9 protein-coding genes are annotated in these 10,237 nt (G+C 55.5%); 4 read left to right on the top strand and 5 right to left on the bottom strand.

The features are described from left to right. Positions 1 to 376: 376 nt before the first annotated feature. From ABYV26_RS12815 to ABYV26_RS12805, 3 genes are all read right to left on the bottom strand, one after another. The gene (locus tag ABYV26_RS12815; protein WP_372681577.1) at positions 377 to 1,645 is read right to left on the bottom strand and encodes an EAL and HDOD domain-containing protein; all 1,269 of its coding nucleotides are present in this window, start codon (positions 1,643 to 1,645) and stop codon (positions 377 to 379) included. Between the two features lie 359 nt (positions 1,646 to 2,004). After that, a complete protein-coding gene (locus ABYV26_RS12810) occupies positions 2,005 to 4,488 on the bottom strand; it encodes a glycogen/starch/alpha-glucan phosphorylase (RefSeq protein WP_372681575.1) in 2,484 nt (827 codons plus the stop codon). 47 nt (positions 4,489 to 4,535) lie between these two features. Further along, positions 4,536 to 5,348, bottom strand: a complete 813-nt coding sequence (locus ABYV26_RS12805; protein ID WP_372681573.1) for a GIY-YIG nuclease family protein — start codon at positions 5,346 to 5,348, stop codon at positions 4,536 to 4,538. 316 nt (positions 5,349 to 5,664) lie between these two features. On the opposite strand from ABYV26_RS12805, the gene ABYV26_RS12800 reads away from it, so the two are divergent. Beyond that, positions 5,665 to 6,018 carry a VOC family protein gene (locus ABYV26_RS12800; protein WP_372681571.1) on the top strand — a complete coding sequence of 118 codons (354 nt, stop codon included), beginning with the start codon at positions 5,665 to 5,667 and terminating at the stop codon, positions 6,016 to 6,018. A gap of 171 nt (positions 6,019 to 6,189) precedes the next feature. Here ABYV26_RS12800 and ABYV26_RS12795 read toward each other — a convergent pair whose 3' ends face one another. After that, complete coding sequence (locus ABYV26_RS12795) at positions 6,190 to 6,822, bottom strand: hypothetical protein (protein ID WP_372681570.1); 633 nt, start codon at positions 6,820 to 6,822, stop codon at positions 6,190 to 6,192. 167 nt (positions 6,823 to 6,989) lie between these two features. Between ABYV26_RS12795 and ABYV26_RS12790 the strand changes: the two genes are divergently transcribed. The 3 genes from ABYV26_RS12790 to ABYV26_RS12780 all read left to right on the top strand — a co-directional run bounded on the left by ABYV26_RS12790 (position 6,990) and on the right by ABYV26_RS12780 (position 8,809). After that, positions 6,990 to 7,448 carry an Hsp20/alpha crystallin family protein gene (locus ABYV26_RS12790; RefSeq protein WP_372681568.1) on the top strand — a complete coding sequence of 153 codons (459 nt, stop codon included), beginning with the start codon at positions 6,990 to 6,992 and terminating at the stop codon, positions 7,446 to 7,448. A gap of 27 nt (positions 7,449 to 7,475) precedes the next feature. Next, on the top strand, positions 7,476 to 7,880 hold the full coding sequence (locus ABYV26_RS12785) for an Hsp20/alpha crystallin family protein (RefSeq protein ID WP_372681566.1): 405 nt from the start codon (positions 7,476 to 7,478) through the stop codon (positions 7,878 to 7,880). Between the two features lie 167 nt (positions 7,881 to 8,047). Then, positions 8,048 to 8,809, top strand: a complete 762-nt coding sequence (locus ABYV26_RS12780; RefSeq protein ID WP_372681565.1) for an SDR family NAD(P)-dependent oxidoreductase — start codon at positions 8,048 to 8,050, stop codon at positions 8,807 to 8,809. Positions 8,810 to 9,153: 344 nt separating this feature from the next. Here the strand turns inward: ABYV26_RS12780 and ABYV26_RS12775 are convergent. Beyond that, positions 9,154 to 10,237 (bottom strand): DUF362 domain-containing protein (locus ABYV26_RS12775; protein WP_372681564.1); only part of this gene is annotated, 1,084 nt, incomplete at its 5' end.

Genomic DNA, 10,237 nt, shown 5'->3' with positions numbered 1-10,237 from the left:
CTGTTCGGCGTCCTGCCCAATGCCCGGGAGCGGAGGGTGCTTCAGGATTTGTGAGCATCGGAAGTGACCCATGCGCGTTTGACGGCCACGTCAGGCATGGGGTAATGCTTGGGGTTCATCGTATAGATTTTTCCATTGAATGGTATGGCGGTTGCGGCCAGGATGGCGTCGTTAACATCGATGCCGCACTGCGGACTCCAAAGGTATCCTTGACGGATCGAACCGTTTCGGTGGCCGATTCGTCTCGCTGCCAACTACCCAAGGTATGGGTCAGAATATCGAATTTCAGTTCCGCCTCCATCTTTTCGGCATACTGCCGAACGGCATTTTCCAAGATGGCCTTTTTTGACGTGCCCAGTTTTTTTGCCAGTATCCCTTACGTTGGCTCCCCGTTACCCATCGACGTCAGTTGGTCCGCCCATTCCACGGCCTCCCTGAATGCCGCGGCTACCTTTTCCCGGTTCAGGTTGAGCCGCTTCATCATGTCGTCGGCATCCTCCCAGCGATTCTCTTCGACGCACTGGGCAAGCTGGACCAGGGGTAGATACTCGTTGTTGGCGTCCCGGCGCAGGGCGTCCTTGAGCTTGTTCTCGATGGGCAGAAAAGTGACGATTTCGTCCATGGGGGTGCCCAGCATGGTGTCCAGCAGGGAGAACAGGCCCAGCAGGTGCAGGCTTTCCGGATCGAACCCCCAGAAATCGTGCCGCTGCGACACCAATTCCAAAAATTTGCCGCGCTGGGCGGAAAGTTGGAGCAGGTCAGGCACCGCCGCTGCCTCGCTCATGTCGTTGAGCAGGATCACCCTCAACCAATTCTTTAGCTTCAACCACCCCAGAAGCCGGATGGCGTGATGAATAGATTTGATTTTTTGAGAAAAGCCGAACGCCGCCGAATTCAGGTAGGTGAGCAGGCGAAAGCTGATGGCGGCATCCGACTGAATGGTCTCCGCCAGTGCATCGATGTCCGGGTCCGGCTGCTCGATACGTTGCAGCAGCTTGAGGCGCGACACCGCGTTGGAGGTCATTTTGTGGACCGTAATGGTGTCCGGTTGCTTGAAAAAGGATCCTTCGAACAAGGTGACGCCCGCTTCCCGGCCCATGGCGAACCCGGCTGCATCATCCACTCGACGGGCCAGCAGCCGTGCATCCACATCGTGGATGGTTGCCAGGAGGGTCGCCACCTCCGCCTTCTGTTTGCCGATTACCGGTACGGCAATGATGTCGGCCAGCCCATAAAGTGGATCGAACTGCCGGTCTCCGCTGAAACCAGAGACGGCGATCAGATAGCCATCCGATTTGAGGCGCCCTAACATCTCGGGGATGTCGGGGCGCAGAAAAACCTGTTCATCCACCTGAATGGCGGCATTCACCGGGGGCAGGGCATAGGGCATGTCGTCGAGGATGCCGATCTCATCAACATTGAGCATGAGCTTATGACCCTGCTTCAGGATCTGCTGGAGCCCCATATAGGCGCTGGCGGCAACGATGATTGCCGTGGATTCTCGTTCGCCGTCCGGTCCCGCCATCGGTCCTTGACCCACACAAAACAACTCATACCCCCACAATCGGCGGTTTTCGTCAAATATGGGCTGCCGGGCGATGGATACTGAAGTGGAAGGGGATGACGGTATTGATTCTTCGGACATGTAGGTGACCTCCTGATTGGGTGGTGCCCATCCAGAAATGGCATCTTGCGGCCCAGACCGGGGTTCTCATGTTTTTGAGCACGCCGTGAAGCTTCAGCGCTATTCCCAACGTCGCGCTGCTACGTCTGTGGTTGCGAAAACACTGCGGCCTTGGTCCGAACCACCATCTACCATCCCTGGATGGACACCATAAAAACAACATCCGTAACAGCGAACCGTAGGTTGGCCAACGGTTTTTAAGGCAGAGACTGGCGGTCGTCCGCCTTTTTTCAACCAATCAAACCAATCTAACAAACGAACCAACCAACCCAGGTGCTCATTCTGCGGTTCCTTGTTGGACATTCGACATTCGTTTTTAATTACCTCTCCACTGCCGCCAGCGGCTTCAACCCCCAGATGGTGTCCGCATATTCCATGACCGACCGATCGCTGGAGAATTTTCCCATGCGGGCGGTGTTGAGGATCGATTTTCTGGCCCATTCATCCTTGTCCAGAAAGAGGCTGCTCACGGCTTCCTGGGCGGTCACATACGCCCGGAAGTCGGCCATCAGCATGTAGTAATCCCCCCTGTACAGCAGTGATTCCATAATGGGTGAAAAGAGGTATGGGTCTTCCGGTGAAAAGTCCCCACGGCTGATGCTGTCAAGGGTCTGCCGCAGTTCGGCGTCGCTTTCGGCGTAGCTCTGCGGGTGGTAACCGCCGTTGCGAAGGGATGTGACCTGGTCCGCTGTCAGGCCGAAGATGAAAATGTTTTCCTCGCCAACCTCCTCCATAATCTCTATATTGGCGCCATCCAAGGTGCCGATGGTCAATGCTCCGTTCAGCGACATCTTCATGTTGCCCGTTCCCGAGGCCTCCATGCCGGCAGTGGAAATCTGTTCGGACAGGTCCGCCGCGGGGATGATTTTTTCAGCCTGGGAGACGCAATAATTGGGTAAGAACACCACCCGCAGTTTTCCCTGGACGTCCGGATCGCTGTTGGTCTTTGCAGCCACTGCATTGATCAGTTTGATGATTCGTTTAGCCTGATGGTAAGCTGGGGCGGCCTTGCCGGCAAAGATGACGGTTCTCGGCACCACAGAAGCGCTGGGGTTGGCCCGGATACGGTGGTACAAGGTGATCACATGGAGTACGTTGAGCAGTTGGCGCTTGTACTCATGGATGCGCTTGACTTGCACGGAAAACAGGGTGTCCGGGTCGACGCCCACGCCGACTTTTCTCAGAATATAGCGTGCCAGTCGTTTCTTGTTGTCCCTTTTGGTTTTCATCCAGCGGTGGCGAAAGGTGGAATCCACGGCCAGGGGTTCCAGTTGCCGCAGCCGGTCCAGGTCGGTGATCCACTCGGGGCCGATGGTGTCGTTGATCAGCTTCGCCAGCGGCGGGTTGGCCTGGGCCAGCCATCGGCGGGGGGTGATGCCGTTGGTGACATTGGCGAGACGGCCGGGAAAAAGGGTGTCGAAGTCTTTGAACAGCTCCTCTTTGATGATTTTGCTGTGCAGCTCGGCCACGCCATTGACGGTGTGGCTGCCCACGATAGCCAAATGGGCCATGCGGACGCGCTGTTGTCCGCCTTCGACAATCAGGGAAACGCGTTGCGCAAGGCCGCTGTCGCCCTTTTCCCCGGTGTTGACCATGGTCAGGAAACGGCGGTTGATCTCAAAAATGATCTCCATGTGCCGGGGCAGTATCCTGCGGATGAGGTCAACGGGCCAGGTCTCCAGGGCCTCGGGCAGTACCGTGTGGTTGGTGTACGCGAAGGTTTTCTCGCAGATCGGCCAGGCGTCGTCCCACACCAGCCCCTCCTCGTCCATGAGCAAACGCATGAGTTCGGGAATGGCGATGGCAGGGTGGGTGTCGTTGAGCTGGATGGCTACGAAGTCGGGCAATTCGGAGAACGCCCGATTCATCTTACGGTGTCTTCGAAGAATATCGGCCAGGGTGGCGGCAACGAAGAAGTATTGCTGCTTCAACCGCAGCTCCCGGCCCTGCTCCATCTCGTCGCTGGGATAGAGCACGCCTGAAATATTTTCGCTGAGGACCTTGGCTTCGACGGCACCGATGTAGTCTCCCTGGTTGAATTCATCCAGGTTGAACTCCCGGCTGGATTGAGCCCGCCAGAGCCGCATGTTGGTGACAAAATCATCGCCGTAGCCGGGGATGAGGATGTCGCAGGCCATGGCCATGACCGTTTCGCCGTCGACCCACCGGTGGCATTGGCGGCCGCCAGCATCGGTGTAAGTCTCGGTGCGGCCGTAAAAGCGCACGGATCTTAAATATTCTCCCCGGCGGATTTCCCAGGGGCATCCTATGCGGGACCAGTTGTCGCACTGTTCCCGCTGCCAGCCGTTTTCGATCGTTTGATGAAAGATGCCGTAGTCGTAGCGGATGCCGTAGCCGTAGCCGGGAAGGTCTAAACAGGCCAGGGAGTCCATGTAGCAGGAGGCCAGGCGTCCCAGACCGCCGTTTCCCAGACCCGCATCCCACTCCTCCTCTTCCAGTTCATCCAGGTCAAAGCCCATCTCCGCAACCGTCTGACGGACTTCGTCAACCAGCTTCAGGCTGATCAGATAGTTCATGAGAAAGCGACCCGGCAGGAATTCCAGGGAGAGAAAATAGACCCGTTTGGCCAAGGTATCGTATTGTGAGCGCTGCGTGCGTATCCAGCGATCCATGAGTCGGTCACGGATGGTGTATGCCAACCCCATGAAACAGGCATGTCGGTTGGGCTTTTCCGGGTCCCTGCCCATGGTGAAACGGATGTGACGCTGAATTTCGTCTTTCAGCGTGATTGTTGAATTCAAGCCGCTATGGCCGGCGTCACTCGCTGTTGGATGGGTTGGCATGGATTAGCCTCCTAAAAAATGTGGGAAACGAATATCTGCATCGTTGCTCATTTTTCGTTGTAGCCGAACGCGATTGACTGCAGCACCGCTTTCCAATGCTCTGTTCTGGAAAGAACATAATCCTTGCTTGCCTTCAAGTCGCAGATTTCGAGAATTGAAAACTGGAAATTGAACTGATAGTCGCCCACCTCTCGGCTCAACAGCCGTTGCAGGGTTTTGACCTCCCCATGGCCGCTGATTGCAAAAGAGACCCATTGATGCCAGATCGTATCCCCGCCGTGGGCGCTGCCGACCAAATGTTTGCCGGTGTGGTTGTCCGTGACCAGATATACCCCGCCCACATTGCTCAAGGCGGCCTTCCACTGCGGCATGTTTTTCCTCACGACGGTGCGCAGCAACCGGTAGGACAGATTGACTGCATTGTATCCCGGAAAGTCGGCCACCCGCATCCGTTTTTCACGTATTTCCGACACCAGCAGCTTGTCGATATATTTGGTGCCGATCAGGTGGGATGCGATAAAGCGTTTGCGGAACTGGACCACTAAACGGCCGGTGAGATGCTCGATGCCGGGCATCTCTTTGGTGCCATATTCGAACCAGCTATTTTCCCCCTCCTTGCGGTGCTTGACGCCAAGCACCTGATAAAGACCGGCAAAAAGCCATTTGTCCTCCTGCAGATGAATCAGAGAGATGATTTCTTCGCATCGAAAATTCTGTTGGTTTTGATGTTCCTGCCACGCCTTGAACCGGCCTTCGAAGAAAGCCTCCAAAGGGGAATCATCCCTGCCAGCCGCACAGTGGATTTTGTAGCTGCTCAAATAGACGCCGGCAATCTTGAGCAGATCGATCAACTTGATCATGTTGAGGCTCCTATCGTACTGGGTGTTGAAGACAGCGATGCCTGAACCGTCATCGAAATGTCGCCTTGTTAACCAAAAACGGCAAGTCTATGCCATCGAGCGGGAGGTTGGTTTCGCCCCCCCGGCAGCGGAGAAGCGACTTTCCAAGCCGGCCCGGTCGGATAAACTTCCGCCAAGTTATGATAACGCGTAGGGATGCACTAAACATGCCGTATCTGCCGCCTGTCGATCAACCCCGTCGGCATGTGCCAGTTGACACCACATCCCGGTCGACGTAGGCTGTTGCATACTATTCTTCAGAAAAGAAATAAGCCCCATGAATATCCTTCGAACCAATACGATTCTTTACTGTACCCGATGGGCCGACACGGTCAAGTTCTATCGCGAAATGATCAAACTCCCGGTGCTTTTGAAAAAAGCGTGGTTCGTCGAGTTCCAGCTGACCGACAGCAGCTGCCTGAGTGTTGCCGATGCGGCACGCACATCTATCGGCAGCGCCGGCGGGGACGGTATAACACTGTCCTGGCAAGTGGAAAACATCGACGCCGTACATGATTGTATGCTTGCAGACGGCATCGACGTCGGCCCCTTCACGGTCACGTGGGGCTCCCGGGCATTCTACCTGTTCGACCCGGAAGGAAACCGCATCGAGATTTGGTCGCGACCTTAGGTCCTCGTAAAAAATAAATTGAACTGATATTGCGCCGGATGTTGGATCGGCTGCAAGGCGCATTAATGGTTGCATACTTTTTTGTATGGGGCCATTGACGCAACACCGTAGCCGGGCCAACAGACAAGCAAGATGGTGCAATTTATTTTTTCCGAGGACCTTAACACCCTGCTAACGCTCAAACCGCACATCCATCTGATTCAAATCCTCCGGGTCAAAGTCCTCTATCCCCTGGGTCCGCTCCAAAAAGACCGCGATGGCTTTGGCCGCACCGGCATAGGTCTCCATTGCCGTTGCCATCCGGGCGGTGACCGGATCGTCCGCTCCCAACTGGGCGATCATTTTTTCCAGCAGCTGTGTGCCCTTGTTCAAATGCTGCTGGATTCCGGAAAAGGCGGCTTTGCGCATTTCGTATTTTTTTTGTTCAGTGTCAATCACCGGCAACAGCCGCCGCACCGAAAACTCCACCAGCGCATCGCGCGGTGCGTTGAAGGCCCTTGAAATCTCATCCAGCAGGGAGAGGGACCTTCTGCTGATCACATAGGTTTTCTGGACCCGGTTTTCCGCCCCGACCCTTGCATTCTGGACTTCCTTGGCGATGGCGTTGAGGGAGTCGCTGTCCTGGGCCAGATGGTCGAACAGGGATTTTTGTTTGATTCCCAGCTGCGCGGCAACGATGCTGATGGCTTCGATGCAACCGGAGGAGAGCTTGAAGGTCGCTCGCACCGATTGCCTACCCCGAAGACCCGAACTGGTGATGAAAGTAAACGAACCGTTTTTATCCAACGTCTTTTTCTGAGTCATTTCAGATCTCCACAAATATCATTATTAGCAAATTACCTAATTCTAATGTATACGAAAAATAATGCAATAAAATAATTTTTCCATAATATTGACAACGCTAAATCCATAAATATTGTTTGGTCAAAACAGACGGGCCATCGAGGCCCATAAACAAAGGAGGTTTGGCAATGATCTACAGAACACTTTTCGGAGCTCCCAGTCGGCGTTTCGGTTCTTCCTTTGCAGATTTGGAGGGAATGCGGCGTCAGATTGAACGCCTTTTTGAAAACTACGGCGACCGGTCTTGGAGTCGCACCGGGGCGGGTGTATTCCCGGCGGTCAATATCACCGAAGATGCAGATGCCTACTACGTCAGCGCGGAACTGCCCGGCGTGAATTCAGCGGATCTTGATCTCAACGTAACCGCCAACCAGTTGACCCTGGCCGGCGAACGGAAGATTTCCGAAGAGGCGGCAGATGCACGGTATCACCGCCGAGAGCGTGAGGCGGGACGTTTTTCACGGGCAGTTGCGCTGCCCGGCGATATCGATCCGGACCATGTCAAGGCCAGTCTGGTGGACGGGGTGCTGACCATCACTGTCGCCAAGGCGGAAAAAGCCAAACCCAGGCAGATTGCGGTCCAATAACGACCACCATGAAAGGAGGAACCGACCATGTCAGAACCCAAAGAATTAAAAGCCGTTGAAAAGCAGGCCCTGGCTTCACCTGCCGAGCAGACCAAGCCCGGCCCGGTGTTCACCCCCAACGTGGATATCTTCGAAACGGAAAAAGCCATTACCTTGCTGGTAGATATGCCGGGCGTAAAAGCGAATGAACTGAATGTGGATCTTCGAGACGATACCCTGACACTGACGGGAGATGTGCTCCCGAATGTGGGAACGCCCGGTGAGAAGGTGTACGTGGAATATGAAACCGGGCGCTACTACCGCCAGTTCTCCCTATCTGAGGTCATTGCTCAGGAGAAGATCGATGCCAAGCTCAGCGACGGCGTGCTGCGCCTTACCCTGCCCAAGGTCGAGAAGGCCACTCCGAGACGGATTACGGTTCAAGCTGGTTAATGAAGGTAAGCCCTGCCGGACGCCCCGAAGGCTTCCGGCGAGGCTGCCTGCCCTTGCCCGATTCGCATACGCTTCTGATAACCTATCGAAGCTTGGGATGAGGGCCAGAAAAACGATGACGCGGGGCTGTTTGCAAGGTTCAGCAACCTTTTTTCCTCGAGGCAACCGTGGAAAACATCACATACGGAATTGAAGGAAACGTGGTAATGGTCACCGGCGGCAGCCGTGGCATTGGTCTGGATCTGGCTAAAGGACTGCTGGCACAAAAGGCCAACGTGGTGATTTGTGGCAGAAAGCAGGAGGGTTTGGATGCGGCGGTAGCGGAGTTGAACGGCGGTGAGCATGTGCTGGCCATCAGGGCGCACGTTGCCAGAGAAGCGGACGTGGAGACGCTCTTCGACCAGACGCTGGAACACTTCGGCCGTCTCGATGCGCTGGTGAACAATGTCGGCATGAATTTGATTACCGGCGTGGTAGATGCCGAGCCAGCTCTGTTCACCAAAATTGTAGAATCTAACCTGACCGGCACCTGGCTTTGTTCTCGCAAAGCGGCGCAGAGCATGCGGGAGCGGAAGGCGGGTAGGATCGTCAGTATCTCTTCCATTGCCGCCCGGCGGGCCGCCCCGTTCATGGGCATATACGGTATCGCCAAGGCGGCCATCGAGATGATGACCCAAACGCTGGCTCAAGAGTTGGCGCCATTCAATGTGCAGGTAAATGCGGTGGCGCCATGCATGGTGCGCACCGGGTTCTCCCATCCCTTCTGGTCCAACCATGACCTGCTCAAAGAGATCGTCAAGACCATCCCCATGGGCAGAATCGCCGAGACCGCCGACGTGGTTCACCCGGTACTCTTTCTTTGCTCCAAGGGGGCAGGATTCATCACCGGCCAGACCATAATGGTGGACGGAGGGGCCAGCGCCGTTTAAAAATCACGGTTCCGACAAACGTTCGATATCTGCGTTAAGCTTCACCCCTCGTCACTGCGGCTTACAAGGTGTACGCTACCTGCGGTACCCGCGCTAGCGGTATTCTTAAGGGTTCGCAAGCCTTGATCTCGAACGTTTTACGAAACCTTTTGCGGCATGGGGTTCCGCTTAATGCCCCATTCATGAGGTTCGACAGCCCGCGACATCAAATTTTGAAGGGCAGAGAGGATTTCCAATCTGGCGGGCATTCGATTGCCGTTTTTTTGTTGGACATGATGTGCTCAAACTGACCGTGTTCTTTCACCTTTCACCTTTCACCTTTCACCTTTCACCCTGAAGAAACCTTACTCGAATTCCGGCCGGTTCTGGTAGCGGGCCATGAAAAAACCGGGCAGTTGGTCAATATCGTCGAAGAGGCCCGGGTCGGCATCGATACCGGCCTGGTGCAATGCCTTGACAATATCTGAAGGCCGCGGCGGGCAGCCTTTGACGGCAATCATCTCGTTGATCCTCGGATTGTTTTTGTGCTTCTGGTACATGCATTTGCCCAGTAAGATCGTTCGCCGCATCCCCGGCGCCGGTTCCATCCGCTTGCCCGTGAGGACTTCCAGAGGTTCCCACGCCTGTCCCTTCCACGCAAAACGAATGGCCGTGAGCGTCAAGCCGTTGAGCTGACTGCAATAGGTGCACATGGTGTCGTCATACTTTCGATAAAATAGGCCTTTGATGCCCTGTTTGGCCAGGGCCATCGGCATTTCACCGTCTTTATCGATGGCATAGGGAAAGTCATAGACATGCTGACTGGCCAGCGTCTCGATCGGCTCGCCCACCACCTCAACGTCGGAAAGATCCGTTGGGCGGCGGTGGTTGGCTGCGGCAATGGCCAGGTGGGGCACTTGGCTCGGTTCATATCCGAGGAGTTTGGCGCCCACCATGTCGGCCGACAGAATATCTGCCGAGGCCACCAGAATATCGCTCCTTCGCATGATACCGTCGGGGCCTGGGCCGCGTTCCAGGGTATAGATGCCGTCGATGAGAGTAAGGATCGGTGGGAGCCGGTCGGCCAGGCGGGCTACCATGAAATCCAGATTTTTAACCGGGTCCGGGTTGTGGCAGCGCTTCCGCGAAGGGATGTCGATGGTGCCTTTCAGGTTTTTAATGCCCAAGCTCACCACGGTCAGATTGTGGGCTTTCATGGCCGGCAGATCCACCACCAGGTCGCTGTGGAGGATGTCCGTATTGAAGTTCAATGCGATGCCGTCTCCCAGCTCGACCGTTTCGAACGGCCGCTGGAAGACATTGATGATTTTAACCCCGTATCGTCTTCTCAGGGTGTTATAACCCAGGGTCTCGAAGGCGTGGGCCGGCGTTTCACCATCTTTGGGGTTTTGCGTGACCATGCCTTCGCCGATGGTAATGTCGTCCACT

This window comes from Desulfosarcina sp. (assembly GCF_041551955.1).
Classification (GTDB): Bacteria; Desulfobacterota; Desulfobacteria; order Desulfobacterales; family Desulfosarcinaceae; genus Desulfosarcina.
Note: the sequence above shows the minus strand (reverse complement) of the source record. Positions and strands in the feature narration are given on the sequence as shown.

Bases quoted from the DNA above. Each gene is read 5' to 3' on its own strand.
- ABYV26_RS12815 (WP_372681577.1), bottom strand. From the start codon at position 1,645: ATGTCCGAAGAATCAATACCGTCATCCCCTTCCACTTCAGTATCCATC.
- ABYV26_RS12810 (WP_372681575.1), bottom strand. From the start codon at position 4,488: ATGCCAACCCATCCAACAGCGAGTGACGCCGGCCATAGCGGCTTGAAT.
- ABYV26_RS12805 (WP_372681573.1), bottom strand. From the start codon at position 5,348: ATGATCAAGTTGATCGATCTGCTCAAGATTGCCGGCGTCTATTTGAGC.
- ABYV26_RS12800 (WP_372681571.1), top strand. From the start codon at position 5,665: ATGAATATCCTTCGAACCAATACGATTCTTTACTGTACCCGATGGGCC.
- ABYV26_RS12795 (WP_372681570.1), bottom strand. From the start codon at position 6,822: ATGACTCAGAAAAAGACGTTGGATAAAAACGGTTCGTTTACTTTCATC.
- ABYV26_RS12790 (WP_372681568.1), top strand. From the start codon at position 6,990: ATGATCTACAGAACACTTTTCGGAGCTCCCAGTCGGCGTTTCGGTTCT.
- ABYV26_RS12785 (WP_372681566.1), top strand. From the start codon at position 7,476: ATGTCAGAACCCAAAGAATTAAAAGCCGTTGAAAAGCAGGCCCTGGCT.